Genomic DNA, 23,844 nt, shown 5'->3' on the forward strand with positions numbered 1-23,844 from the left:
CGTTGCCGTCTTCGCCGACCATCCAGTCGTCGCCTTCGCCGCCGAGCATCAGGTCATTGCCGGATTCGCCATCCATGGTGTCGTTGTCCAGACCACCTTCGAGCGTGTCATTGCCTTCGCCACCCAGAAGCAGATCCGCGCCCTGCTCGCCCTTCATCCAGTCGTTGCCAAGCCCGCCTTCGACAGTGTCATTCCCGGACTCGCCATCCATCGTGTCGTTGCCGTCTTCGCCGACCATCCAGTCGTCGCCTTCGCCGCCGAGCATCAGGTCATTGCCGGATTCGCCATCCATGGTGTCGTTGTCCAGACCACCTTCGAGCGTGTCATTGCCTTCGCCACCCAGCAGCAGGTCCGCGCCCTGCTCACCCTTCAGCCAGTCGTCGTCAAGCCCGCCCCACAGTGTGTCATTGCCCGCTTCGCCGTCGATGGTGTCATTGCCCTCCGACCCGAAAACGAGGTCATCACCTTCCAGAAGCGTGATCACATCGCCAAGAATGGTGCCAAATACAGTGTCGTTGCCAGATGTCGGCATCGGCATCCTCCTTACAATTTCATGAAGTGAAAACGAGTCACGTCCTAATCCTAAAGCAGAGTATCGCTGACAAAACAAACGCACAGGACTATTTTTGGGCTATCATTAATCCAAAGGCGATTTGCACAAAATAACCTCATTTTGCACGGTCCAGAGCTGCGCCGCCCTGCCCCATGATCGGCGAGAAACCCCCGGCAGTCTGGCCGTCGTTGCGAAAAACCCGTTGGCAAGCCCCCCACTCACGCTTTACATCACAGCCCACACGCGACACTTTCGATACCCAGACGCGTCTCTCAGCATAAAGAAGATCCGAAATGGACAAGATCCTCCTCACACGCACAGGTCACACTGTGCTCGAAAAAGAATTGAAGCAGCTCAAGTCCGTTGAGCGGCCCGCCATCATCAAGGCCATCGCAGAAGCGCGGGAACTGGGCGACCTCAAGGAGAACGCCGAGTACCATTCTGCGCGGGAAAAGCAGGGCTTTATCGAAGGCCGCATCAAGGAAATCGAATCCGTCCTGGGTCTGGCCGAAGTGATCGACCCAACGAAGCTGTCCGGTCCGATCAAGTTCGGCGCCACCGTGACGGTCGTCGATGAGGACACGGATGAGGAAAAGACCTGGCAAATCGTGGGCGAACACGAAGCCTCCATCGAAAAAGGTCTGCTCAACGTCAAATCTCCCATTGCGCGCGCGATGATTGGCAAGGAAGAAGGCGACAGCGTCGAGGTGAAGACCCCCGGCGGCGAGAAGGCCTACGAAATCCTCTCAATCACCTATAAATAAGCAAGGCAGCCCATGGCCGAGACCAAGGACCCCCGTCCCACGCCCCCCGGCCTGTACAGTCGAGGCGATGCGGCTGGAGTGACTCCGGTGGAAATCACTGCGCTGGCGTTGTCCGTGCTGTGGTTGGTTGCGGCCTCGTGGTATTTCCTCGCAGGCGGTGCCGAGAGCGCCAGTGGCGGATTTGCCATCACACTGATGGTCATTGTGCTGCCGGTGGCGATGATCTGGGTCGCCGCCATGGCCATGCGGGCCTCAAAGACCATGCGAGAGGAAAGCGTCCGGTTGCAGGCGTCCATCGACGCCCTGCGGCAGGCTTATGTGGCGCAATCTCAGGCAGGGAAAGGCCAGCCGCCGCACCCTCAGGTGGTCAAACGGCTTGACGATCTGAGCGGCGGCATCCGCAATCTGGAATCGACGCTGGCGATGCTGGGCGGCATCCGCCAAGCGGACCCTCAGGCCGGCGCCGCATCACAGTCCGCGGTGGACGACCAGCCGACGCTGTCGCTGGGCACCCCGGCCGAGGCCCTGCAACCGCCGCTGGCCACCGATGATCTGATCCGCGCCCTGCACTTTCCGGAAACCGCCGAGGATTCCGAGGGGTTTGCCGCGCTGCGCCGCGCGCTGAAAGATCGCAATGCTGCCAAGGTCATTCAGGCCGCGCAGGACATTCTGACACTGATGAGCCAGGACGGCATCTATATGGATGACCTGCGCCCGGACATGGCCCGCAACGAGGTCTGGCGCGCCTTCGCCAAAGGCGAACGCGGTCGCGCCATTGCACCGCTGGGGGGCGTGCACGACCGCTCCTCGCTGGCGCTGGCCGCGGGCCGGATGCGCGAAGACCCGATTTTTCGCGACGCCGCGCACCACTTCCTGCGGCGTTATGACCAGCTGTTTGCCAGCGTGGAATCGCAGCTGACGGACGAGGACATCCAGGCCTTTGCCGGAACCCGCACCTCACGCGCTTTCATGCTGCTGGGGCGCGTTGCCGGCACCTTCGACTGACGGTCCGAGGCGAGGCTGCGGCCTCCCCCGGGATGCGCTCTTGCCCAAAGGACCAATGGTCGCCTTACAGCCCAAAACTGCCAAAGGGAATGTAACGGACGACAGTGCCGGGGGCGATGTCCTGCGCACCATCGGGAAGTTCAACCAGCCCTTCGGCCCAACTCAGCCCAGAGATCCGGCCCGACCCTTCGGATTTGAACACCTCTGCGTGCCCGTCGCGGATGCGTGCGCGGAGGTATTCGCGACGGCCCGGTTTTTTCCGTTTTGAGAAGGCGGCAGGCACATTGAACCCCTGCGGCTCTTGCCAGCCAGCTCCGGACATCAAACCCATGGCTGGGCGGGCAAAGACCAGCGTACACACAAAAGCCGCCACCGGATTTCCCGGCAGGCCAAAGATCGGCATCCCCTGCCACATCCCCAGCGCCAGCGGGCGGCCCGGCTTCAGCGCGATCCGCCATTCCGCCAGCGCGCCGGTTTCGCGCAACAGGCCGGAGACGTGGTCCTCATCCCCGGCAGAGGCTCCGCCGGAGGTCAGGACCACATCGACCTGTTGCGTGGCCGCGTCGAGCCGCGCGCGCAAGGCATCGCGGTCGTCGCCCACGTGTCCAAGGTCCACGGCAACGTGTCCTAGCCGGTCAGCGATGGAAAGCAGCATCGGGCGGTTGGCGTCATATATCTGGCCCTGTGCGGCTGTGCTGCCTGCCGGGACGACCTCGTCCCCGGTGGAGAGCACGCCAACCCGCAAGCGCTCCCGCACGGGCAGGTCCGACAGCCCCACAGCCGCCGCCAACGCCAGGTCCGCCGGGGCCAGCCTGCGGCCTGCGGACAGGGCCGTTTGTCCCTCCTGCACGTCTTCGCCCGCGCGGCGGGTGTTGGACCCAGTCTTGACCGGCCCGCGAAAGGCAACCTCGCCGCCACTGGTGGCGCAGTCCTCGTCCAGCACCACCGTATCGACGCCATCGGGCAGCGCTGCTCCGGTGAGGACACGGCAGGCCTGTCCCGGCGGCACCGTGCCAGCATAAGGCACACCTGCGGCGGCGCGGCCATCAACCAGCGGCAAGACGATGTCACCCTCCCCCACCGACGCCCCGGCAAAGCCATAGCCGTCCACTGCGGTGTTGGGTTCCGGCGGGTTGGAGCGGCGCGCGGTCACGTCGTCTGCCAGCACGCGGCCAGCGGCATGGCCCAGTGCAACAGCCTCTGTCGCGCAGACGCAGGTAAGCCGCGACTGCAGCATGGCCAGCGCCTCGTCCACCGGGGTCCAGTCCACCCCCGGCGGCAGGGCAAAACAGTCATTTTTCAACGGCGGCGGGGTGAGTGACATGGCGGCAAGCAGCTCCTTTTCGTGGCCCAGACCGAGGATCCAACCTTCCTCCTGCGCGTCCGGGGCGTCGACGCTTAACATAGCGTTCAGACGCGCGGGCGAAAGCCGATTGAGCCCCTCTGCCAACACGCGCACCTGCACCGCGTCGCGGATGCCCGCATGGCGTGCGACCGCCGGCTCGATCAGCCCGGGCCATATTTCGGTGAACACCACGGCAGCGTCGTCCCATGGCTCCAACGGCCACGCGGCCACCGGGAACTGTCGCCTGAGCCGCGCCAGAACAGGGAGCCCCATAAGCGCCTGACTGCCGACCGATCCGGCTCCGGCCAGTTGCCAGACAGAGAAGGTGCCCTTGGCCCGGGTCTCACTCAAACGCTTGTCGGAAAATGGATTTTCGTAGCCTTCTTTGGTGCGCGGCAACCCGTCTATGTCGCGCTTCAGGCCATTGCCCCAGAACGGCCCCTGTCCCGGAAAGCGTCGGTTGATCTCAGCTGCAAGGTCGAAACGGTTGTTGGCTTTTGGACTGTCCTCAATCCGGCTTTCCAACCAATACCAAAGCGCCAGCGTGTCGCCATCACACAACGCCTGAGCCACGCCCGAAGGGTAGCCAAAGGGAAAGTCAAAGCCGACCATCAGCCGTTCGCCCGCGTCCAATGCGTCGCTGATGCGGGCCGCCAGATGCGCCTCGGCCACAGCGCGATTGCGGCAGTAGACCGGCGCGCGACCGGCCTCGCCAATCCAGATGGCGTCACGTTTTGGGCGCGGCCCCCGGTCGTTTCCGCCGGACCAGTCCACCATGATGAAACGGTCGAACCCCAGGCCTGCAGCGTCGATCAGGACAGCCCCACATGCGCCATGACGAAATTGGCAATCGCCTTGGTGTCATCGAGTTCCAGCACCGGCACGGCAACGTCCACCGGGCAATCGGAGGCCACGGCGAGGATCGTGTCGTCCTGTTTGGCAATCAGATCATGTCCGGCCTCGGCGCGGAAACATTCGATTTTGGGATGGCGCTGGCGCTTGTAGCCCTCGACCAGCACCAGATCGCAAGGGCCAAGGCGGGTCAGCAGCTCGTCGAGTTCCGGCTCGGCCTCGCCCCGCAGTTCTGTCATCACCGCGACCCGTTTGCGCGAGGCCAGAACCACTTCGCGGGCACCTGCCTCACGATGGCGATAGGAATCGCGGCCCGGATGGTCCACGTCAAAGGCGTGATGCGCGTGTTTGACCGTGCTGACCACCACACCGCGTGCGCTGATCTCGGAGACGAGACGTTCCATCAATCCGGTCTTGCCGGAGTTCTTCCAACCCGTGATGCCGAAAACTTTCATAACATCGCCTCAGCCTGCGCCAGATCGTCCGGCGTGTTCACGTTGAAAAAGGCCGCATCGTCGGGAAAGACGCATTCGCGGCCATCGTGGCGTTCGGTCCAAAGGACGACCTTTTTCAAGCCCTCCTCCAGCGCGGCACGCAGATCATCCCGCAACGCCACCGGCCAGAGGCCAAAGGTCGGATGCCGGATCACGCGCCCCTTGGAAGACCGCGTTTCCGTGTCGCCCAGAGTAGCAGCCAGCACCAAAGGAAGCGCCTGCCCCTCGGCGGCCAGTTGCAAGCGCGGCACCAGATCACAGGGCAGAAACGGCGTGTCGGCGGCGACGCTGACCAGCGTCTCGGCCCCCTGCGCGGCCGCCCAGTCCATACCCGCAAGCACCCCGGCCAGCGGCCCGGGAAACCCGGCCAAGCTGTCGGCGACCACGGGCAACCCCACGTCGAAACGTCCCGCGTCTCCGTTGGCGTTCAGACACAGGTCCGCGACCTGCGGCGAAATACGTTCCATCACGCGGTCCAGCAGGCTCTGCCCGCCAAGCGTCAGCAACCCTTTGTCGCCGCCGCCCATGCGCGTCGCCTGCCCCCCTGCAAGGATCACACCCACTGGGGCTTTCATTCAGAATTCCTTTCGCCGCGTATCGGTCTTGTAGAACAGGTCATCGCAGATCGTTGTGCACGCCTCAACCCGCGCTTTTTCGCCGGTGCTTGCGGTCCTCATCGGACACCGCCGAAGGATCCGCGTCCCACTCCAGCCGGTCTGCGCCGGACAGGCAGGTAAAGCGCCGTCCACGCATTCGGCCAACACAGGTCAGCCCGACCTGCTGCGCGATCTCCACCCCCCAAGCGGTGAAACCCGAGCGCGAAACCAGCACTGGAACTCCCATCAACGCGCATTTGATCACCATCTCAGAGGTCAGCCGCCCGGTGGTGTACATGATCTTGTCCGCGCCGGAAACGCCTTCGGACACCATCCAGCCGGCGATCTTGTCCACGGCGTTGTGGCGGCCCACATCCTCCATGTACACCCGCGGACGATCACCCTGACACAGCACCGAGCCATGAATGGCCCCAGCGTCCAGATACAGCGACGGCGTGGTGTTGATGCGATGCGCCAGAGCATACAGCCACGAAGTCTTGACCGACGTCGCCGGCAGGGTCAGCCCCTCCAGCCCCTCCATCATATCGCCAAAGACCGTGCCCACGGCACAGCCGCTCGTGCGGGTCTTCTTCTTCAGCTTTTCCTCGTAAGTGGTCTGGCCGTCCGTGCGCACAACCACAACCTCCAGATCGTCATCGTAATCGACGCCTTTGATCGTCTCGCCGTCGCGCAACATACCCTGGTTTTTCAGAAACCCAAGGGCGAGGTATTCCGGGTAATCGCCAATCGTCATGGCGGTGACGATCTCCTGTCCATTGAGATAGATGGTCAGCGGGCGTTCCTCGACCACGTTGATCTGAACCACCTGCCCTGCCTGATCGATGCCATTGACGGCCCGCGTCAGCCGCGCGGCACCGGGATCCGGCGCAATGATATAATCCGTGCTGTCGTCATGCGATTGCATCCGCTGCGCTCCCCCGCTAGGCATCATCCGGCAATTCCGGAGGTCCAGACCATGCCCCAGCCCAACGTGATGTCAAGCTTCTGGCGCGGAGTTCGCGACGGCCTGCCGTTTCTTTTGGTGGTCGGACCTTTCGCCCTTCTGTTCGGCGTGATCGCTACCGAAGCGGGGCTGAACGTGCTTGAAACGCTGAGCTTCTCTGTCGTGGTGATCGCAGGCGCGGCGCAGTTCACCGCGCTGCAACTGCTGTCGGAAAACACGCCGGTGGTGGTCGTGCTGGCCTCTGCGCTGGCGGTGAACCTGCGTATGGCCATGTACTCTGCGTCCATCACCCCACATCTGGGCGCGCTGCCGCTTTGGAAACGTGTGATCACGGCGTATTTCCTTGTGGATCAGACTTACGCCGCCGCCGCGCTGGACTACGAGAAACACCCAAACCAGACGCTGGCGCAGAAGTTCGCGTATTTTATGGGGGTCGTGCTGCCGATCTGCCCGCCGTGGTATGTCTTTACCCTTGTGGGCGCGTGGCTGGGCAATGCGGTGCCAGAGGGGCTCGGGATCGACTTTGTTCTGCCGCTGGCCTTTATCGCGATGCTCGGCCCAAGCCTGCGCACCGGGGCACATCGCGTGGCGGCCACGGTCGGCGGTGTGGCGGCGCTGGTGTTCGCCTTCCTGCCCTATAACCTCGGCCTGATCGCCGGGGCGCTTCTGGGCATGATGGCCGGGGCGGAATTCGAGCGACGCATGTTGCCGCAGGAGGACAAGTCATGATCGACAAGACCGCGCTTTGGACAGTGATCGTTCTGCTGGGACTGGGCTCGTTCGGCCTGCGGTTCGTGTTCCTTGGGGTGATCGGGGACCGCGAGTTGCCCGAATGGCTGCTGCGGCATCTGCGCTACACTGCCGTCGCGGTGATCCCGGCGCTGGTTGCGCCCCTGGTGATCTGGCCCGCCGCGACCGGCGGAGAGACAGACCCGCTGCGTGTGACGGCGGCGGGTCTTGCCCTGGCTGTTGGTGCCGTGACCCGAAACCTCTATGCCGCGCTTGGCGTTGGCGCGCTGGTCATGTTCGGCGGCGGCTGGCTGCTCGGGGCCTGACAGCTTACCTGTCGGGCACGCCGTTGGCGGCCCAGCCCGCTTCGATTCGCTGAATGGCGAGGTCTTTGTCATCACCATCCTCTTCGCGCAGCTCACGGGTCTCGACGCCCGGCAACTCCGCAAAGGCCTCCATCAGCTTGTTTGGGAACAAGGCGTTGGGGATGCTCTCGAAACCGGGCAGCTTCTGCAACAACCTTGCGGTCTGGGACGTGCAGGCCGCAGGCCCGACCGGGCCGTTCTCCTGCACCAGTCGCAAGGCCCGCTCTGCCACCGCCGGCGGCACCTGAACGCGCTGGATCTTGACCCGATAGGCAGACCGCGCATGCGCGCTCTCATAGGCCTGCTCCACTTCGGGCGTGATGCCATACAGCACATCGTCAATCTCCGGCACGCTCTGGAACCGGGCGGAGCCAGCAGGATCGAAAATCACCTGCTGTGTCGGCGCATTCACCTTGATCGACGTATGCGCACCGTTGTCTGTCCGGTTGTTGATCATGGTGTACAGCGTGATTGAGGGCGGCTCAGACGAGCGATAGGCGACCCGCGCGGCCTCTTCGGGCGTGGCGTTGGGACCGGACATTTGTGTCCCGGCGCAGGCGGCCATGCTCAGCAGTGCGCCCAGCGCAAAAATAGCCCGAAGGCCCTGTATCAGTGTCATAAGGTTCCCACCTGTCATCTGTCTGCGCGTCTTGTCAGACAAAAGCACGAGGCCCGAATCACATTCAAGTGACCACGGGCCTTGCAAAATTTCCTGTACCTTCGGCGCTGCAAAACGCGGCGCCCCCGCGTCATATCAGGCGGCGAAGATCGCCATGAACACGACGATGACGAAAATCACCGTGCAGGCCTTGATGACGAAGTTGATGAAGCCGTCGAAGGTCTTCTCTTGAACTGTGACGTCCATGGTGCCGTGCTTGTGATCTGCGGCCATAATCGCGTCCCTCCGTTGGGTATGAGCGTTTCGACGAAGACAGATAACGCAAAAGTTTTGCCCTGTCACCGCGAGAAAAGCGCGCAAATGTCGCGGCCGTCATGCATCAGCAAACTGAGGCACCAAGGTCACGCCAATGCGCCGTGGCGTGGCTGCTCCGTATGAATATCGCAACCGCACAGCAACTCACACCGTCGGAATTGCCATACCAGCCGGTGCGTTGGCCGGCCGTGAGTGAACTTGGCATGATGCGGAGACGCCCAAGGTCGCTGCCGGTGATGCTAAAACCCGATCCACCAAATGCCTGGACCGAACACTTAATCCCGCCATGACTAGGACATATAATCCGGATCACTGACCGAGCGTCTGGCCAAAAAGGCAAACTCTTTCATGCCCGTACAAACAGCAGGCCGTACTTTTTGTGGCAAGCTCCGCCTGCGATGCTACAGTCGCATTCAAAGACATGCATGAAAGGGAGGTCTCTTGTGTCCATCATCCGCCCCACCCGTCGCGAAGTTCTTGCGATGGCTGCCGCTGCGCCAGCGCTGACCCTGCCGACACTGACCCGTGCCCAAACACTCGGCGCACCCTCCGGCGGCAATCCGCAGCACTTCGCCTTCACGATCGGGGAAGCACGGCTGACCGTTGTCTCGGATGGCCGTCTCGAACTGTCTGCCACCGATCTTGGCGTGAATGCCGACGCCGACCAGGTCAAAGCCTTCCTCGAAAGCTATTTCCTGTCGCCCGTCACCAACTATTCCCACGCCAACCACCTCGTGATCGAGATCGGTGACCACAAGGTGCTGGTCGATGTCGGCTCGGGCAATCGATTCCTCCCCACTGCGGGTGAGCTGATGGGCAATCTGGAAACAGCTGGCATTGATCCCGGCACCATCACGCATGTCGTCATCACGCACGCACACCCGGATCACATCTGGGGCATCCGCGACGATTTTGACGAGGCGATCCTGCCACAGGCGCAGTACTTCGTCTCCACTGCCGAGCATGACTTCTGGCTTCAGGACGGTCTCGCCGCCAGCATGCCAGCGGATATGCAGCAATTCGCCGTGGGGGCCGCAAACTCGCTGCGGGTCGATGGCGCCGACTGGACACTGCTCAACGATGAAGACGAGGTTGTCCCCGGCGTGCGCGTCATCAACACGCCCGGCCATACACCCGGCCATGTCTCTGTCGTGGTCGAAAGCGGCGGCCAGCAGCTGATCGCCCTCGGCGACAGCATGACGCACGCCTACATGAACTTTGCCCAGCCGGAGTGGTACAACAATTTCGACATGGACGGCGAGACAACGGTCAGTACGCGGAAACGTCTGCTCGACATGGCTGCAACGGACCGCATGGCGGTGCTGGGCTACCACTTCCCCTTCCCCGGTGTGGGCCACGTCCGAAAAGAGGGCAGCACCTACCAATTCGTGCCCGCGCTCTGGCAATGGGGCTAACCCCCTGAAATCAAAAGCGGCGCGTGTCACCTGTCACGCGCCGCCCTGCTGCTTTGCTTTCCAAATACCGCTCGCCGGAGGCAGCCCGAGCCGACCAAAGGCGCTTCGGTCAATAGGTGGGGTGAAATCGTCCCGCAGGCGACAGGGTAAAGATCTCCGCCCCATCTGCCGTCACGCCAATCGAATGCTCGAACTGCGCCGACAGCGATTTGTCGCGTGTCACAGCCGTCCAATCGTCGGCCAGGACCTTCGTTTCAGGGCGGCCCAGGTTCACCATCGGCTCGATGGTAAAGAACATGCCCTCTTCCAGCTCAGGTCCCATCCCCGGGCGCCCGTAGTGCAACACATTCGGCGGCGCGTGAAACACCGTGCCCAGCCCGTGGCCGCAGAAATCGCGGACCACCGACATGCGCTGGCCTTCCACATAGCTCTGGATCGCGTGTCCGATGTCGCCAAATGTGGCGCCGGGCTTTACCGCGTCGATCCCCTTCATCAGCGAATCGTGCGTCACCTGGATCAACCGCTCTGCCTTTCGCGACAGCTTGCCCGCAACATACATGCGCGAGCTGTCCCCGAACCAGCCATCGAGAATCACGGTCACATCGATGTTCAGAATGTCACCGTCCTTGAGCTTTTTCTTGTCGTCCGGGATGCCGTGACAGACCACGTGGTTCACGCTGATGCAGGAGGCGTGCTGATACCCTTTGTACCCGATCGTCGCCGATACGGTGCCCAGCTCCGTCACCCGCCGCGTGATAAAGTCGTCCAACTCGGCGGTCGACACGCCCACATCAACCTTGTCCGCCACCTCGTCGAGAATTTGCGCCGCCACCTGTCCCGCCGCGTGCATTCCGGCAAAGTCCGCATCGTCGTGAATGCGAATGCCATCTCGGGTGATGCGGCCTGCGTGTTCCTGATTCAAGGCGGGTCTCCTGGTCTGTGCGGCGTCGGTCTTTGGGGCGTCGATGCTATGGTTTTTTCGTGATTTAGGCGCTTTCGGCCAAAGATGCCAGACCGCGCGCTTTGCAACGCGACGTTTACACCTAAGAGGCCAAAATCCGGGTCAATCCGCCGCGGCAAGGCGGGAATGCTGCTTTCCCTCAGGCCGCGCCCGACGTAAGCCTGCGCCGCACACTCTGGAAAGGCCCGCGCCCATGTCTCATGTCACCCTTGTTCGCCACGGGCAGGCCAACACGGCCGCCCGCGATGAAGTGAGCTATGACAAACTCTCTGACCTTGGTTGGCAGCAGGCGCACTGGCTGGGCGACTGGTTCCGCGACACGGGCGAACGCTTTGCCCGCGTTTACACGGGTACGCTGGTTCGACATGTGGAAACCGCCGAAGGGATCGGCACGGTCTGCGACACGGCTCCGGTGCGGGACGCGCGGTTGAACGAGATGGCCTATTTCGACCTTGCTCAGGCGGTCGAGGCCCAGCACGGGCTGATGATGCCCACTGACCGGGAGGGGTTCGTCACCCATCTGCCAAAGGTGTTTGACCTATGGCAGCAGGATAAGGTGGACGACGCCCCCGAGCCCTTTGCCGATTTCGAGGCCCGCGTGCGCGCCGCCGTGACAGAGATCGCCGCCGGCGAGGGACGCGCGCTGATCGTCACGTCAGGGGGCTTGATCGGCATGACCATGCGCGTCGTGATGCGGCTGGACATTTCAGCGCTCGCCGCAGCCTGCCTCGCAATCGAGAACACCTCACTGCACCGGATTCAGCCTCTCGGGAACGACCTGCTGCTGACGCAGTTCAATGCGCTGCCGCACCTGGACAACCCGGACCGTCAATTCGCCCGCAGCCATCTGTAAGGCCACAGTTGCCCCGTCCGACCGGGAATAGGGGTTGAACCTGCCCGACGGGACAGGTTGTTTGGCCGGGAAACTTGATCAAACGCACAGATGGAGCAGTGGGTGACACATCTATGGGTCCGCGCGGAAAGCCGCGCCAACGAGGAACGGGTGGGCATCACCCCAGACGGCGTGCGTAAATTGATCGCCAAGGGGTTTCAGGTCACGGTCGAGGACAGCGCCACCCGCGCTCTGCCCACCGACGATTTCGCAAACGCCGGGGCCGCAATCGCGCCGGACGGCAGCTGGCCCGAGGCGCCACGCGATGCGCTGATCTTTGGTCTCAAGGAATTGCCCGAGGGCGACGGCCCCCTGCCCCACCGCCACATCATGTTCGGCCACGCCTACAAAAATCAGACCGGCGCGGAGGACTTCCTGGATCGTTTCACGCGCGGCGGCGGGGCGCTGTATGACCTCGAATACCTCGTCGATCCTCAGGGGCGGCGCGTGGCGGCCTTTGGCTATTGGGCGGGATACGCTGGCGCAGCCGTGTCCCTTCTGGCACTGGCAGCACAGGCCCGTGGCGACACCTGCCCGCCTGTGACAACGTGGAAGGACGCCCCTGCCATGCGCGCCGAGGTTGCCTCCGCCATCACCGGCCAGACCCTGCGCGCCATCGTCATCGGTGCCAAAGGCCGCGTCGGCTCTGGCGCGAAGACACTGTGCGAAGAGGTCGGCGTCACCGTCACCCCCTGGGACATGGCGGAAACCGCGCACGGCGGCCCGTTTCCTGAGGTGTTGGCGCATGACGTCTTTTTCAACTGCATTCTGGCCACGCCCGGCGTGCCGCAATTTGTCCCCGCAGACGCAGGTCAGCGCGACCGCGCGCTGCGGGTGATCGGCGACATCGCCTGTGACCCCACCAGCCCGTTCAACCCGGTGCCGGTCTACGACGCGGCGACCACCTGGGATCATCCCGCCACCCGCGTGCACGACACTCCGCCGCTGGATGTGATGGCTATCGACAACCTGCCTTCGCTGCTGCCGCTGGAATCCTCTCTGGATTTCGCCGAGCAGCTCCTGCCCCATCTTGCCACGCTGGATCAGATCGACTCAGGTGTCTGGGGGCGGGCATATGATATGTTCAAAAAGCACTCAAAAGGAGCCTGAGGCATGACAGTACATTGGTGCGGCACGGGCCTGTCCACAGTTCCCGGCCTGCGGCGTCTGCTGGGCCGCAACATTCCCATGACGGTCTGGAACCGGACCACCGCCAAGGCCGAGGCCGCGGTGGGCGACCTGACCGACGACATCCGGGCGTTCGACCTTCCTGCGTTGAGCACGGCGGTGGAAAAGGGTGACGTCATCGTCTCCATGCTGCCCGGAGATTGGCACGTCCCGCTGGCCGAACTGGCGCTGGCGAAGGGGGCGGATTTCGTGTCCTCTTCCTATATCGCGCCCGAAATGCGCGCGTTGGACGCCGCCGCGAAAGAGGCCGACCTGCGCTTTGTAAACGAGGTCGGACTGGACCCGGGCCTCGATCACCTGATGGCACATTGGCTGGTGGCCGACTATCGCGCCACCTCGGAATTCGACAAGGACAACGCGCTGTCCTTCACCTCATACTGCGGCGGTGTTCCCAAGGTTCCGAACGCCTTTCGCTACAAATTCAGCTGGGCCCCGGTGGGCGTGCTGAAGGCTCTGCGATCCCCCTCGCGGTCGATCCGCCACTTCACCGAGCTGGAGGTCGCCCACCCATGGGAGGCGCTGACCCGCTACGACGCCCCGCTGCCGCGCCCCGAGAGCTTTGAGGTCTATCCCAACCGGGACAGCCTGCCGTTTATGACGGATTACGGCTTTGCCCCGGATTGGAAGGTGAAGGATTTCGTGCGCGGCACCCTGCGCCTGAACGGCTGGGCCGATGCGTGGGACGACATTTTCAAGGTTGCGCCCAAAGCCTCGGACGCGGAATTGCAAGCCATCGCCGACAAGCTGCTGCAAGAGAACGCCTACGAAGAGGGCGAAGCGGATCGCGTGGTCCTGTGCGTCTCGTTGCGGGCGGAAAAGGACGGCGAAGCGGTCTATCACAAGACCTACGTGATGGACGCCTGGGGCGACGCGCGCGGCTCTGCCATGGCACGGCTGGTGTCCACCCCGGTCAGCTGGGCTGTGGAAAGCGTTCTGGCCCGAGAGATCCCGGCGGGCGTCAGTGCCGCGCCGTCCGATCTGCGGCTTGTGAACCGCTGGCTGGACAGCGTGCACGGACTGGCGCAACATCTAATGGTGGTGGATCACCTGACCTGAACATGACGGGCGGGGTGACACCCCGCCCAAACGCCTTATTCGCCCAGCTTTGGCGCGGGCGCGTCCAGCACCAAGTCCGCATCCGAGAACCGGAAGGGCGCACGCACCCCCGGCACGCCACCCGGCGCGATCTGCATTCCGCGTGCAACCACCTGCGGATCGGCAAAAACCTCGGCCATGTCATTGATCGGCCCGGCGGGGATGCCGTCGGCCTCGCAGGCAGCCAGCAACGCGTCCTTTGTGAACGTGCGCGTGCCGGCGGTCAGACGCTCCGTCATCTCGTCGCGATGCGCAATCCGGTCCGAGTTTGTCAGGAAACTGGCATCCTCAGCCATGTCGGCCACCCCCAGAACCCGCGTCAGGCGCTGGTATTGCGCGTCATTGCCGGTGGCGATGATGATGTGGCCATCGGAACATTCAAACACCTGATAGGGCGTCAGATTCGGGTGATAGTTGCCCGTCCGTTCCGGCGGCGTGCCGGTGGACAGATAGTTCAGCGCCTGGTTCGCCATGGCGGAGACCGCACAATCCATCAGCGCCATGTCGATGTGCTGGCCCTTGCCCGTCTGGTGCCGCTGATGCAACGCCGCCAGAATGCCGGACACGCTATACAACCCGGTGAACAGATCGGTGATCGCCACACCTGCGCGCTGCGGGACGCCCTCGGGATCGCCGGTGATCGACATGAAGCCGGACATGCCCTGAATGATGTAGTCATAGCCAGCGCGATGCGCATACGGCCCATCCTGACCGAACCCGGTGATGGAACAGTAGATCAGCCGTGGATTGACCTCTGCCAGCGAGGCATAATCCAATCCGTACTTCTTCAGCCCGCCGACCTTGAAATTCTCGATCAGGATATCGGCTTCGGCCACCAGCTCTCTTACCCGCGCCTGCCCCTCGGCACTGCGCAGGTCCACAACTTCGGACTGCTTGCCGCGATTGCAGGAATGGAAATAGGCGGCCGTGTGATCCTCGTCACGGTCGATGAACGGAGGCCCCCAGCGACGGGTGTCATCGCCTTCGGGGGCCTCGATCTTTGTCACCTCCGCGCCAAGATCAGCGAGGGTTTGCCCCGCGAACGGCCCGGCCAGAATCCGGGCCAGTTCAATGACCTTCACCCCTGCAAGGGGGCCGCGCGGCGCCGACGTCATTCGCCGAGTTTCTCGTCCAGGATCTCGGAGAAGTCCGCGTAGCTCATGTTCGAGTACTTCTCGCCGTCGATGATGAACGACGGCGTCGAGTTGATGTCATCCGCCGTGGCATTTTCCTGGAACCAGGTCAGCAGCGTGCGCAGTTGCGTGCTGTCTGTCAGGCAGGCTTCGAGCTGGTCGTTGTCGAGGCCGGCCATTCGTCCAATCTTGCGCAGCTCGTCGGCCACACCGGCCTCGTCACCTTCACGTGCAGGGGCGATGAAATCGTCCTGAGCCTTGTAGATCATGTCGGAGATGCCAAAGAACTTCTCGGGCCCACCGCAGCGCGCGATCAGCGACGCCCACATGCCGTACTTGTCAAAGTAGACTTCGCGGTAGGTGAATTTCACCTTGCCGGTGTCGACGTAGTTCTTTTTCAACTGCGGGATCAGCGTCGCGTTGGCACTGGCGCAATGCGGGCAGGTGTAGGAGGCGTATTCGATCACTTCGATCGGCGCATCCTCGGCCCCCATGGTCATTTCCACGACGGAGGAGGTGTCGATCTCGGTCTCACCGCCCTCTTGTGTCTGGGCAACAGCTGCGCCCGGAACAGTGATTGTGCCGTTAGCGTTGGTCGTCGCACCTTGCGTCATGTAGAACGCGCCGCCCGCGATCAGGGCAAGCGCAACCGCGCCAGAGGTCAGTAGCTTGTTCATAAATCTTGCCTTTTCCTACTTCGCAGAGCGGGGCTCGCGCCGCCCTGTCTTCGATATGACATTTGCGCCCAAACGTTCAAGCGCTGCGCGCAGACCATCGTCCCCCACCCCTTCGGACAGGCTTTTGGCCTCCGCCACAGCTTCGGGCTTGGGCGCGCGTTCGTGGACCTTGGGTTTGCCGTGGTCAAAGCTCGCCTGCCCTTCGGCAAAACCCACCGGCGCCGTCTGGGTCACAATCACGTGACGGATCGCTTCGAACCCGTAGACCGCGTTGATGCGCTGGACGATCTCCGCCTTGCGCATTTCCAGGATGGGGGCAAAGGCCCCTTTGGTCAGCACCACCAGCTTTGCGCCGTATTCGTTGTGAACCTTGCCCTCCAGCCGCACGCGGCCATATTTGACCTCGACAGGGCGGCTCATGCGGGCCAGTTCCTCTCCGACGCTCTCTTCCCAATGGGTCAGGACGCGGCTTTCGGCAAAGCCCCGCGATTCCGACGCCTTGCGGATCTGCCCCGTCAGAAGCTTTTCGGTACGGGCGAACCCGTAGGTGGTTGTCTTGCGCTTGGCCATGGTGGACCCCGTTGACTCCCGTTCACTGGCCCTATTCTAAGGGGCCGTTCCCCTCGGGCGCCAGCCCCCTTCTGTCACAGGACCCTCACCCTTGCGTGACCCCGCCGAAGCCTCCGACCTGCTCGACTGGTACGATCGCCATGCCCGCGACCTGCCGTGGCGCATTCGCCCACAGGCCCGCGCTGCCGGTGTGACCGCAGACCCCTACCGCATCTGGCTGTCAGAAATCATGCTGCAACAGACCACGGTGGCAGCCGTCCGCGAGTATTTCCGTGTCTTTACAGAGCGCTGGCCCACGGTCGAGGATCTCGCCGCTGCCGAGGATGCAGACGTCATGGCCGCCTGGGCCGGGCTGGGCTACTACGCCCGCGCCCGCAATCTGCTGAAATGCGCGCGGGTTGTGGTGGCGGACCATGGCGGGCAATTCCCGGCGGATCACGCGGAACTGCTGAAATTGCCCGGTGTCGGCCCCTATACCGCAGCGGCGGTCAGCGCGATTGCCTTTGACGACGCGCAAGTGGTGGTCGATGGCAACGTCGAACGTGTCATGGCGCGGCTGCACGACGAACACACGCCCCTTCCAGAGGCAAAGCCGATCCTGACGGCCTATGCTGCTGCTCTGACACCCGCCCAGCGCCCCGGCGACTACGCGCAGGCGGTCATGGACCTGGGCGCCACGATCTGCACGCCGAAACGTCCCGCCTGCGGGTTGTGCCCCTGGCGCACGTCCTGCGTGGCCTGGGCCGAAGGCACCGCCGCCGAACTGCCCAAGAAAACCCCGAAGAAGAAAAAGCCCATCCGTCGCGGCACCGCCTACCTCGCCCGCCGCGTCGATGGTGCCTGGCTTCTGGAAACCCGGCCCGACAAGGGGCTGCTGGGCGGGATGCTGGGCTGGCCCGGCACCGATTGGCTGGATGTGACGCTGGATGCCCCCGTCGAGGATCCGCCAATCCGTGCGGAATGGAAGACCGTCGGCGGCGAAGCGCGCCACACCTTCACCCATTTCCACCTGATTCTGACGGTGAAAACCGCTCTGGTGCCGATGGAACGCAACGCTTCTCGCGGAGAATTCATCGAATTGTCTGATTTTAGCCCCAGTGATCTGCCAACCGTCATGCGCAAGGCGTTTGACCTTGCGCAAGGCGGATGAACATCGCTTGGGACAATCTGCCGGAGCGTCTATATAGACAAAAACCGGAGTAGGCCCATGAGCATTGCAGAACGGCCCGACGCACAGACCCGCATCCCGGCGGCCCGCGTGGCGCGATTCACCGCTGCCGCGCCATTCTTCCTGTCTTTCCTGCTGATCCCGCTGGTCTGGATCGGGGCGATACAAGGCGGTCTTTGGGTGCTGCTCGTGCCGCTGGCCACATGGTATCTGTTCTCTGCCATCGACACCCTCGCCGGATTGAACACCGCCAACGCCGATCTGAACACCACCGAAGATCAGCTTTTCTGGTATCGCCTGCTCACGCAGATCTGGGTGCCGCTGCAATTCGTGACGCTGTTTGGCCTGCTGTACTACGTGACCCGCGCCGACCACCTGAACGGCTGGGAAATCTACGGCGTCATGTTCGGCACCGGCGTCATGACCGGGACCGTCGGCATCGTCTACGCCCACGAACTGCTGCACCAGCGCAACGCCAGAGAACGCTGGCTGGCCGATATTCTGCTGGCCATGGTGCTGTATTCGCATTTTCGCAGCGAACACCTGCTGGTGCATCACCGCTACGTCGGCACACCGCGCGATCCGGTGACCGCGCGTTACAACGAAGGGTTCCACCGCTTTTACCCGCGTGTCCTGCGGCAATCCCTGCACTCGTCGTTCCGGGCCGAAAAGGCGATGCTGGCCCGCAAGTCACTGCCCTGGACCCACCGCAGCAATCCCTTCTGGCGCTATTGGGCGCTACAGGCGGCGATGCTGATGCTGGCCTATGTGGTCGGTGGCTGGCTTGGTGTGTTGCTGTTTGCCGTGCAGGCCGGCGTGGCGATCTGGCAGCTCGAATTGGTCAACTATGTTGAACACTACGGGCTGACCCGCCGTCATCTGGGCGAGGGAAAATACGAACACGTCCAGCCGCGCCATTCCTGGAATGCGTCACACACGGCCACGAACTGGCTGATGATCAACCTTCAGCGGCATTCGGATCACCACTACAAGCCCGACCGCCGCTTCCCGCTCTTGCAGACCTATACCGCTGACGAAGCGCCGCAACTGCCCTACGGCTACCCGCTGATGGCAATGGCCGCGTTGGTCCCGCCGGTCTGGAAGCGCGTCATGAACCCCAAGGTCCGCGCGTGGCGCGCCCGATATTACCCCGACATCACCGATTGGACGCCATACGTGCAAGCCAGCACACCACCGCCACGCTGATATCCCGTCGGTGCGGTGCCCTGCTCCCATGGTCGCACATGGCGCGTCCCGGGGTGACAATACGCAAGCACAGCATTATAGCGCGGCAAAATGCATTTGAACCGCGAGGACACCCATGACAACGCTTGTTTTTGGCCACAAATCCCCTGACACCGATTCCACCGGCTCCCCGATCTTCTGGTCGTGGTACCTGAATTCCAAGGGCGTCGACGCCAAGCCGGTTCTGCTGGGCGAACCCAACACCGAAGCGGCTTTCATGTTGCAACACTGGGGCCTCGACAAGCCCGAGATCATCTCGGAGGTGGCCGAAGGTCAGGACGTCGTGATCGTGGACACCAACAACCCCGCCGAGCTGCCCGCCTCGATCAACGCGGCCAACATCACCGCGATCATCGACCACCACAAGCTGGTCGGCGGGCTGGAGACCAAAGGCCCCATCGACATCACCGTGCGCCCGCTGGCATGCACCGCCACGATCATGGTCGACCTGATCGGCGAAGCGGACATGGCCAAGGCCCCGAAAGAGATCAAGGGCGCGGCGCTGACCTGCATCCTGTCGGACACGCTGGAATTCCGCTCCCCCACGACGACCGACCATGACCGCGCAGTGGCCGAAAGCCTCGCCAAGGATCTGGGCGTCGATCTGGGCAACTTTGCCGCGCAGATGTTCGCCGCAAAATCCGATGTCTCGGCGTTCTCTGACGCTGAACTGATCCGCATGGATTCCAAGGAATACGAAGTGGACGGCGTGAAATTCCGTGTCTCCGTACTGGAAACCACCGCACCGGAGATCCCGCTCGACCGCAAAGACAGCCTGATGAACACCTACAACACCGTTCAGTCCGAAGACGGCGTCGACGAGGTGCTCTTGTTCGTCGTGGACATTCTGAAGGAAGAAGCCACCCTGCTGGTCCCCAACGACCGGGTAAAAGCCGTGGCGGAAAAGTCCTTTGGCGCGACGGTTGACGGCGACACCGTGGTTCTGCCGGGCATCATGTCCCGCAAGAAGCAGATCATCCCGAACCTGAAGGTCTGAGCCTGAACACCGGACCGGGGCGCTGCCCCGGACCACGGACAAAGAAACAAGGGCCGTGCCGCATTTTGCGGCGCGGCCTTTTCTATTTCGGCGGCTCAAAGGGCAGCGGCTGCCCGAGTGTTATGCCGGAGGGGGTGATCTCGCAGCCCAGGGAAAGCACCTCGACACCTGCGGCTGTCGCCTCCGTAAAGGCTGCGGCGTAAACCGGGTCGATGTCATCGGCCAGCGTGACGCGTTCGGCGTCGGTGCGTTGAACCAGATAGAGCATCACCGCCCTGTGCCCCTGGGCGACCATGGCCGCCAGCTCACCCAGATGTTTCGTGCCACGCGCTGTCTTGCTGTCAGGGAACTCCGCCAGCCCCGTCTGCCGCGAGAGCGTGACAGATTTGACTTCGACGTAGCAATCCGGTCGGCCACCGCTGAGAAGGAAGTCGATGCGGCTGCTCTCTCCGTACATGACTTCGGGTCGGACAATGTCGTAGCCGTCCAGCCCGGCGATCTGACCCGCCATCAGCGCGGGCTTGACCAGCCGGTTTGCCGCGCCCGTATCGACGCCGATAAAATGCCCTCCGGGCTGCTCCACCAGCCGCCAAGCCCATTTCAGCTTTTTCTTTGGGTCGTCGTTCGGTTCCAGCCAGATCCGCATGCCCTCGTCGGCCAGCCCCAGCATGGAGCCGGGGTTCGCCACATGGGCCGTCACCTCGCGACCGTCCTCCAGCAGGCAATCCGCCAGGAACCGCTTGTAGCGGCGTATCAATGTCGCAGGCACCAGTTGTGTTTGAAAGCGCATGATCTGAGCCCTATACCTTACGCAACGCCCGGCGCAAGCTGCCCGACCGCTGCTAAAGGAAGTCCAGAATGTCCAACCCCACCGCCGCCATGCTGGTGATCGGCGACGAGATCCTCTCAGGCCGCACCCGTGACAGCAACATGCATTTCCTTGCCAATGAATTCACCCGCCACGGCATCGACCTGCGTGAGGTTCGCATGGTGTCTGACGATCACGCCGCCATCGTCGCCGCTGTGCAGGCGTTGAGTGCAGCCTATGACCACGTGGTGACCTCTGGCGGCATAGGCCCAACGCATGACGACATCACCGCCCCTTGCGTGGCGGAGGCTTTCGGTGTGCCGATCACCGTGCGTGACGATGCCCGTGCGCTGCTACAGGCGCATTACGACCGCACCGGATCGGAATTGAACGAAGCGCGCCTGCGCATGGCCCGCATTCCCGATGGCGCCACGCTGATCGAAAACCCGGTCTCCATCGCGCCGGGATTTTCCCTGCAAAACGTCCACGTCATGGCCGGCGTTCCGAGCGTCTTTCAAGCCATGGTCGCCAGCCTGCTTCCCTCCCTGACCGGTGGCGCGCCCATCCTGTCGCAAACCCTGCGTGTCATGCGCGGCGAAGGCGACGTTGCCCAGCCGCTGGGCGCATTGGCCGAGGAGTTCAACGATCTCCAATTCGGCTCCTACCCATTCCAGAAGGATGGCATCTACGGCACCAATCTCGTGGTGCGGGGATCGGACGGCGCCCGGCTGGATGCCGCCATGACCCGCCTGAATGCGTTGTTCACGGACGCGGCCGCATGAGCCAGACCAGGCCCGATCTTCCCCGGCTGTTCGACGTGCTGGACGCCACATGGCCCGCTGCGGCCAAGGTGGACACCGGGCCCTGGACGCTGCGGGAGGGGCGTGGCGGCGGCAAACGTGTGTCAGCCGCGACGGCGCGTGACGCCTGGCGGCTCGACGATGTGACAGCGGCGGACAGCGCCATGCGGATGTTGGGGCAAGACCCGCTTTTCATGATCCGGCCCGACCTGACCCCCTCCGACACCACGCTGGATGTGACGCTGGCGGCCCAGGGCTATGCGCGAGCCGACCCGACACAGATCTGGCTTGCCCCGATTGACCATCTGACCGACCGATCCCTGCCCCGGGTTTCGGCCTTTGCCATCTGGGAGCCCCTCGCCATCATGCGCGAGCTCTGGGAGGACGGCGATATCGGTGCCGCTCGGCAGCGCGTCATGAACCGCGCCGCCCCGCCCAAGACGGGCCTGTTCGGACGTGTGTCGGACAAGGCCGCCGGCGTGGGCTTTTGCGCCATCCACGACGACATTGCCATGGTTCACGCACTTCACATCCTCGAACAGCACCGCGGAAAGGCGCTGGGGGGCTGGATGATGCGCTGCGCCGCGCTTTGGGCCGCGTCGAAAGGCGCCCGCTGGATCGCCTGCGCCGCCACCGAACAAAACACTGCGGCCTCCGCGCTGTATCGGTCGTTGCAGATGGAGGTCGCGGGGCGTTACCATTACCGCATCCTTGATAGCGAAAGCGATACACAGTGACCGACAAACCCACCGCATTGAACCTGCTGCCGGTCGACCCGCTGCCAGAGCAAACGCAGAAATACTTCGACATCTGCGAAGAAAAGCTCGGCATGGTTCCGAACGTCCTGCGCGCCTATGCGTTTAACATCGACAAGCTGAACGCCTTCACCACCCTCTACAACGATCTGATGCTGGCAGACAGCGGCCTCACCAAGCTGGAGCGCGAGATGATCGCCGTGGTTGTTTCCTCGGTGAACAAGTGCTTTTACTGCCTCACCGCCCACGGTGCTGCCGTGCGTGACCTGTCTGGCGACCCCAAGCTGGGCGAGATGCTGGTGATGAACTGGCGCGTGGCCGACCTGAAACACCGTCATCGCGCCATGCTCGCTTTTGCTGAAAAGATGACGATCGAAAGCGCCAAGATCGGTGAATATGACCGCGAGGCCTTGCGCGATGCGGGGTTCTCCGAGCGGGACATCTGGGACATCGTCAATGTGGCGGGCTTTTTCAACATGACCAACCGGGTGGCCTCGGCCACGGATATGCGGCCGAATGACGACTACCACGCGCAAGCACGGTAAACGGCTGGGGTTGCTGTTGGCGTTCTGCGCAGGTCCACTGGCCGCGCAGAACCTGTCGCTGCCGCAGACCGCCACCCGCACCTACTCCACGGTCCAGGAGCCGGGCACCTACGCCCTGCCCACCGGACCGGTCCGCAGCGGCACCCTGCCCACCACGCGGATCGAAGGCCGGATCGAGATTGAAAGCTGGCGTATCCCGCAGAGCGGCGCATCGTCGTTCCAGCTGATCGAACCACTGCGCGACGCGCTGATCGCCGACGGCTACGACATCACGCTGGATTGTGCGACGCAACGCTGTGGCGGCTTCGACTTCCGCTTTGCCACGTTGGTGCTGCCCGCGCCGGAGATGTTCGTCTCTCTCGACGACTTCCATTTTGTCGCAGTGCAAAAACCGGGCGCCGGTGCGATCTCCCTGCTGGCCAGCAAAGGACCGCGCGACGGCTACGTCCAGATCATCCGCGCGGGCAAAGCTGTGCGGGCAGAGACCATCACCGATGCCGCGCCGATCCGATCCGTTGCAACCGGCGATCTCGCGCAGGCGCTGGAGGCCAACGGCCATGTGATCCTGCCCGATGTGATTTTCGACACCGGCTCCACCACGCTTGGCGCAGGTGCCATCGCCTCGCTTGATGCGCTCGCGGACTACCTCGCGGCAAACCCCTCGCGCCGCCTGCTGATCGTTGGCCATACCGACGCCACAGGATCGCTCGACGCGAACCGCGCCATCTCTTTGCGGCGGGCCGGGTCCGCGGTGAGCTACCTGCGTGAGCGCCACGGCACACCGACCGCGCAACTGTCCTCCGAAGGGGCGGGATATCTTTCTCCTGTCGCCTCCAACCTCACCGAGGACGGGCGCGAGGCCAACCGCCGTGTCGAAGCCGTCTTGCTCTCGACCGAATGACCCCGTCCTTGACCTGAACAGACCACCGGGATCGTGGCGCCGCAAAAAAAGCCCCCGACCGACCTTTCTGTCGACGGGGGCAGTTGGTGCCTA

General features: G+C 63.3%; 27 protein-coding genes. 15 read left to right on the forward strand and 12 right to left on the reverse strand.

The window, feature by feature from the left end; translation table 11 throughout:
• The coding region (locus J4E08_RS21130) for a calcium-binding protein (RefSeq protein ID WP_349540173.1) at nucleotides 1–532 on the reverse strand (532 nt) is incomplete at its 3' end.
• A 314-nt stretch (nucleotides 533–846) separates the two neighbouring features.
• Here J4E08_RS21130 and greA point away from each other — a divergent pair.
• Both greA and J4E08_RS21140 read left to right on the forward strand, forming a co-directional pair.
• A complete protein-coding gene (gene greA / locus J4E08_RS21135) occupies nucleotides 847–1,317 on the forward strand; it encodes a transcription elongation factor GreA (RefSeq protein ID WP_183967654.1) in 471 nt (156 codons plus the stop codon).
• A gap of 12 nt (nucleotides 1,318–1,329) precedes the next feature.
• Nucleotides 1,330–2,322 (forward strand): hypothetical protein, encoded by a 993-nt coding sequence (locus J4E08_RS21140; RefSeq protein ID WP_349540174.1) that lies wholly within the window; start codon nucleotides 1,330–1,332, stop codon nucleotides 2,320–2,322.
• A 64-nt stretch (nucleotides 2,323–2,386) separates the two neighbouring features.
• On the opposite strand, the gene J4E08_RS21145 is transcribed toward J4E08_RS21140, so the two are convergent.
• The 4 genes from J4E08_RS21145 to fdhD form a co-directional block, all read right to left on the reverse strand.
• Nucleotides 2,387–4,444, reverse strand: a complete 2,058-nt coding sequence (locus J4E08_RS21145) for a molybdenum cofactor synthesis domain-containing protein (protein WP_349540175.1) — start codon at nucleotides 4,442–4,444, stop codon at nucleotides 2,387–2,389.
• A gap of 35 nt (nucleotides 4,445–4,479) precedes the next feature.
• Nucleotides 4,480–4,974: a molybdopterin-guanine dinucleotide biosynthesis protein B gene (mobB, locus tag J4E08_RS21150; RefSeq protein WP_349540176.1), complete on the reverse strand. Its 495-nt coding sequence runs from the start codon at nucleotides 4,972–4,974 to the stop codon at nucleotides 4,480–4,482.
• Nucleotides 4,971–5,588, reverse strand: a complete 618-nt coding sequence (gene mobA / locus J4E08_RS21155; protein WP_349540177.1) for a molybdenum cofactor guanylyltransferase MobA — start codon at nucleotides 5,586–5,588, stop codon at nucleotides 4,971–4,973. The genes mobB and mobA overlap by 4 nt, the downstream gene beginning before the upstream one ends.
• 64 nt (nucleotides 5,589–5,652) lie before the next feature.
• A complete protein-coding gene (gene fdhD / locus J4E08_RS21160) occupies nucleotides 5,653–6,534 on the reverse strand; it encodes a formate dehydrogenase accessory sulfurtransferase FdhD (protein ID WP_349540178.1) in 882 nt (293 codons plus the stop codon).
• A gap of 51 nt (nucleotides 6,535–6,585) precedes the next feature.
• On the opposite strand from fdhD, the gene J4E08_RS21165 reads away from it, so the two are divergent.
• Nucleotides 6,586–7,302, forward strand: a complete 717-nt coding sequence (locus J4E08_RS21165) for an AzlC family ABC transporter permease (RefSeq protein ID WP_349540179.1) — start codon at nucleotides 6,586–6,588, stop codon at nucleotides 7,300–7,302.
• Nucleotides 7,299–7,628, forward strand: a complete 330-nt coding sequence (locus tag J4E08_RS21170) for an AzlD domain-containing protein (protein ID WP_183967644.1) — start codon at nucleotides 7,299–7,301, stop codon at nucleotides 7,626–7,628. Before J4E08_RS21165 ends, J4E08_RS21170 begins: the two co-directional genes overlap by 4 nt.
• A 4-nt stretch (nucleotides 7,629–7,632) precedes the next feature.
• Here the strand turns inward: J4E08_RS21170 and J4E08_RS21175 are convergent, their stop codons facing one another.
• Nucleotides 7,633–8,286, reverse strand: a complete 654-nt coding sequence (locus J4E08_RS21175) for a hypothetical protein (RefSeq protein WP_349540180.1) — start codon at nucleotides 8,284–8,286, stop codon at nucleotides 7,633–7,635.
• Between the two features lie 135 nt (nucleotides 8,287–8,421).
• Entirely contained in the window at nucleotides 8,422–8,559 is a 138-nt protein-coding gene (locus tag J4E08_RS21180) for an aa3-type cytochrome c oxidase subunit IV (RefSeq protein WP_183967641.1), read from the reverse strand.
• A gap of 485 nt (nucleotides 8,560–9,044) precedes the next feature.
• Between J4E08_RS21180 and J4E08_RS21185 the strand changes: the two genes are divergently transcribed.
• Nucleotides 9,045–10,016 carry an MBL fold metallo-hydrolase gene (locus tag J4E08_RS21185; RefSeq protein WP_349540181.1) on the forward strand — a complete coding sequence of 324 codons (972 nt, stop codon included), beginning with the start codon at nucleotides 9,045–9,047 and terminating at the stop codon, nucleotides 10,014–10,016.
• A 109-nt stretch (nucleotides 10,017–10,125) separates the two neighbouring features.
• Here the strand turns inward: J4E08_RS21185 and map are convergent, their stop codons facing one another.
• Nucleotides 10,126–10,938, reverse strand: coding sequence for a type I methionyl aminopeptidase (map, locus tag J4E08_RS21190; RefSeq protein ID WP_349540182.1), 813 nt, complete (start codon nucleotides 10,936–10,938; stop codon nucleotides 10,126–10,128).
• Nucleotides 10,939–11,170: 232 nt separating this feature from the next.
• On the opposite strand from map, the gene J4E08_RS21195 reads away from it, so the two are divergent.
• The 3 genes from J4E08_RS21195 (at nucleotide 11,171) to J4E08_RS21205 (ending at nucleotide 14,113) form a co-directional block, all read left to right on the forward strand.
• The gene (locus J4E08_RS21195) at nucleotides 11,171–11,830 is read left to right on the forward strand and encodes a histidine phosphatase family protein (protein ID WP_349540183.1); all 660 of its coding nucleotides are present in this window, start codon (nucleotides 11,171–11,173) and stop codon (nucleotides 11,828–11,830) included.
• 102 nt (nucleotides 11,831–11,932) lie between these two features.
• Nucleotides 11,933–12,979, forward strand: coding sequence for a saccharopine dehydrogenase (locus tag J4E08_RS21200; RefSeq protein WP_349540184.1), 1,047 nt, complete (start codon nucleotides 11,933–11,935; stop codon nucleotides 12,977–12,979).
• A 3-nt stretch (nucleotides 12,980–12,982) separates the two neighbouring features.
• Nucleotides 12,983–14,113: a saccharopine dehydrogenase family protein gene (locus tag J4E08_RS21205; RefSeq protein ID WP_349540185.1), complete on the forward strand. Its 1,131-nt coding sequence runs from the start codon at nucleotides 12,983–12,985 to the stop codon at nucleotides 14,111–14,113.
• Nucleotides 14,114–14,148: 35 nt separating this feature from the next.
• Here the strand turns inward: J4E08_RS21205 and J4E08_RS21210 are convergent, their stop codons facing one another.
• The 3 genes from J4E08_RS21210 to J4E08_RS21220 are packed head-to-tail and all read right to left on the reverse strand — an operon-like array spanning nucleotide 14,149 to nucleotide 16,532.
• A complete protein-coding gene (locus tag J4E08_RS21210; RefSeq protein ID WP_349540186.1) occupies nucleotides 14,149–15,267 on the reverse strand; it encodes a CaiB/BaiF CoA transferase family protein in 1,119 nt (372 codons plus the stop codon).
• Nucleotides 15,264–15,962: a DsbA family protein gene (locus J4E08_RS21215; RefSeq protein WP_349540187.1), complete on the reverse strand. Its 699-nt coding sequence runs from the start codon at nucleotides 15,960–15,962 to the stop codon at nucleotides 15,264–15,266. Before J4E08_RS21215 ends, J4E08_RS21210 begins: the two co-directional genes overlap by 4 nt.
• Nucleotides 15,963–15,977: 15 nt before the next feature.
• Nucleotides 15,978–16,532 carry a DUF721 domain-containing protein gene (locus tag J4E08_RS21220; RefSeq protein WP_349540188.1) on the reverse strand — a complete coding sequence of 185 codons (555 nt, stop codon included), beginning with the start codon at nucleotides 16,530–16,532 and terminating at the stop codon, nucleotides 15,978–15,980.
• A 91-nt stretch (nucleotides 16,533–16,623) separates the two neighbouring features.
• Here J4E08_RS21220 and mutY point away from each other — a divergent pair, with 91 nt between their 5' ends.
• The 3 genes from mutY to J4E08_RS21235 all read left to right on the forward strand — a co-directional run bounded on the left by mutY (nucleotide 16,624) and on the right by J4E08_RS21235 (nucleotide 19,942).
• Nucleotides 16,624–17,682: an A/G-specific adenine glycosylase gene (mutY, locus tag J4E08_RS21225; protein ID WP_349540189.1), complete on the forward strand. Its 1,059-nt coding sequence runs from the start codon at nucleotides 16,624–16,626 to the stop codon at nucleotides 17,680–17,682.
• Between the two features lie 57 nt (nucleotides 17,683–17,739).
• Nucleotides 17,740–18,906, forward strand: coding sequence for an alkane 1-monooxygenase (locus J4E08_RS21230; RefSeq protein WP_349540190.1), 1,167 nt, complete (start codon nucleotides 17,740–17,742; stop codon nucleotides 18,904–18,906).
• Nucleotides 18,907–19,021: 115 nt separating this feature from the next.
• A complete protein-coding gene (locus J4E08_RS21235) occupies nucleotides 19,022–19,942 on the forward strand; it encodes a manganese-dependent inorganic pyrophosphatase (RefSeq protein WP_349540191.1) in 921 nt (306 codons plus the stop codon).
• 82 nt (nucleotides 19,943–20,024) lie between these two features.
• Here the strand turns inward: J4E08_RS21235 and sfsA are convergent, their stop codons facing one another.
• Nucleotides 20,025–20,732, reverse strand: a complete 708-nt coding sequence (gene sfsA, locus J4E08_RS21240) for a DNA/RNA nuclease SfsA (RefSeq protein WP_349540192.1) — start codon at nucleotides 20,730–20,732, stop codon at nucleotides 20,025–20,027.
• 68 nt (nucleotides 20,733–20,800) lie between these two features.
• Between sfsA and J4E08_RS21245 the strand changes: the two genes are divergently transcribed.
• Genes J4E08_RS21245 through J4E08_RS21260 form a run of 4 tightly spaced genes read left to right on the forward strand, consistent with a single transcriptional unit; the run spans nucleotide 20,801 to nucleotide 23,751 of the window.
• On the forward strand, nucleotides 20,801–21,532 hold the full coding sequence (locus J4E08_RS21245; protein ID WP_349540193.1) for a competence/damage-inducible protein A: 732 nt from the start codon (nucleotides 20,801–20,803) through the stop codon (nucleotides 21,530–21,532).
• Nucleotides 21,529–22,287, forward strand: a complete 759-nt coding sequence (locus tag J4E08_RS21250) for a GNAT family N-acetyltransferase (protein ID WP_349540194.1) — start codon at nucleotides 21,529–21,531, stop codon at nucleotides 22,285–22,287. The genes J4E08_RS21245 and J4E08_RS21250 overlap by 4 nt, the downstream gene beginning before the upstream one ends.
• Complete coding sequence (locus J4E08_RS21255) at nucleotides 22,284–22,850, forward strand: peroxidase-related enzyme (protein WP_349540195.1); 567 nt, start codon at nucleotides 22,284–22,286, stop codon at nucleotides 22,848–22,850. Before J4E08_RS21250 ends, J4E08_RS21255 begins: the two co-directional genes overlap by 4 nt.
• Entirely contained in the window at nucleotides 22,822–23,751 is a 930-nt protein-coding gene (locus J4E08_RS21260; protein WP_349540196.1) for an OmpA family protein, read from the forward strand. Before J4E08_RS21255 ends, J4E08_RS21260 begins: the two co-directional genes overlap by 29 nt.
• The last annotated feature ends 93 nt before the right edge of the window (nucleotides 23,752–23,844 follow it).

Origin of the sequence: Sagittula sp. NFXS13 (assembly GCF_040148795.1) — a bacterium.
GTDB classification, from domain to species: domain Bacteria; phylum Pseudomonadota; class Alphaproteobacteria; order Rhodobacterales; family Rhodobacteraceae; genus Sagittula; species Sagittula marina.

Bases quoted from the DNA above. Each gene is read 5' to 3' on its own strand.
- greA (WP_183967654.1), top strand. From the start codon at position 847: ATGGACAAGATCCTCCTCACACGCACAGGTCACACTGTGCTCGAAAAA.
- J4E08_RS21140 (WP_349540174.1), top strand. From the start codon at position 1,330: ATGGCCGAGACCAAGGACCCCCGTCCCACGCCCCCCGGCCTGTACAGT.
- J4E08_RS21145 (WP_349540175.1), bottom strand. From the start codon at position 4,444: ATGGTGGACTGGTCCGGCGGAAACGACCGGGGGCCGCGCCCAAAACGT.
- mobB (WP_349540176.1), bottom strand. From the start codon at position 4,974: ATGAAAGTTTTCGGCATCACGGGTTGGAAGAACTCCGGCAAGACCGGA.
- mobA (WP_349540177.1), bottom strand. From the start codon at position 5,588: ATGAAAGCCCCAGTGGGTGTGATCCTTGCAGGGGGGCAGGCGACGCGC.
- fdhD (WP_349540178.1), bottom strand. From the start codon at position 6,534: ATGCAATCGCATGACGACAGCACGGATTATATCATTGCGCCGGATCCC.
- J4E08_RS21165 (WP_349540179.1), top strand. From the start codon at position 6,586: ATGCCCCAGCCCAACGTGATGTCAAGCTTCTGGCGCGGAGTTCGCGAC.
- J4E08_RS21170 (WP_183967644.1), top strand. From the start codon at position 7,299: ATGATCGACAAGACCGCGCTTTGGACAGTGATCGTTCTGCTGGGACTG.
- J4E08_RS21175 (WP_349540180.1), bottom strand. From the start codon at position 8,286: ATGACACTGATACAGGGCCTTCGGGCTATTTTTGCGCTGGGCGCACTG.
- J4E08_RS21180 (WP_183967641.1), bottom strand. From the start codon at position 8,559: ATGGCCGCAGATCACAAGCACGGCACCATGGACGTCACAGTTCAAGAG.
- J4E08_RS21195 (WP_349540183.1), top strand. From the start codon at position 11,171: ATGTCTCATGTCACCCTTGTTCGCCACGGGCAGGCCAACACGGCCGCC.
- J4E08_RS21205 (WP_349540185.1), top strand. From the start codon at position 12,983: ATGACAGTACATTGGTGCGGCACGGGCCTGTCCACAGTTCCCGGCCTG.
- J4E08_RS21210 (WP_349540186.1), bottom strand. From the start codon at position 15,267: ATGACGTCGGCGCCGCGCGGCCCCCTTGCAGGGGTGAAGGTCATTGAA.
- J4E08_RS21215 (WP_349540187.1), bottom strand. From the start codon at position 15,962: ATGAACAAGCTACTGACCTCTGGCGCGGTTGCGCTTGCCCTGATCGCG.
- J4E08_RS21220 (WP_349540188.1), bottom strand. From the start codon at position 16,532: ATGGCCAAGCGCAAGACAACCACCTACGGGTTCGCCCGTACCGAAAAG.
- J4E08_RS21230 (WP_349540190.1), top strand. From the start codon at position 17,740: ATGAGCATTGCAGAACGGCCCGACGCACAGACCCGCATCCCGGCGGCC.
- J4E08_RS21235 (WP_349540191.1), top strand. From the start codon at position 19,022: ATGACAACGCTTGTTTTTGGCCACAAATCCCCTGACACCGATTCCACC.
- sfsA (WP_349540192.1), bottom strand. From the start codon at position 20,732: ATGCGCTTTCAAACACAACTGGTGCCTGCGACATTGATACGCCGCTAC.
- J4E08_RS21245 (WP_349540193.1), top strand. From the start codon at position 20,801: ATGTCCAACCCCACCGCCGCCATGCTGGTGATCGGCGACGAGATCCTC.
- J4E08_RS21250 (WP_349540194.1), top strand. From the start codon at position 21,529: ATGAGCCAGACCAGGCCCGATCTTCCCCGGCTGTTCGACGTGCTGGAC.
- J4E08_RS21260 (WP_349540196.1), top strand. From the start codon at position 22,822: ATGACGACTACCACGCGCAAGCACGGTAAACGGCTGGGGTTGCTGTTG.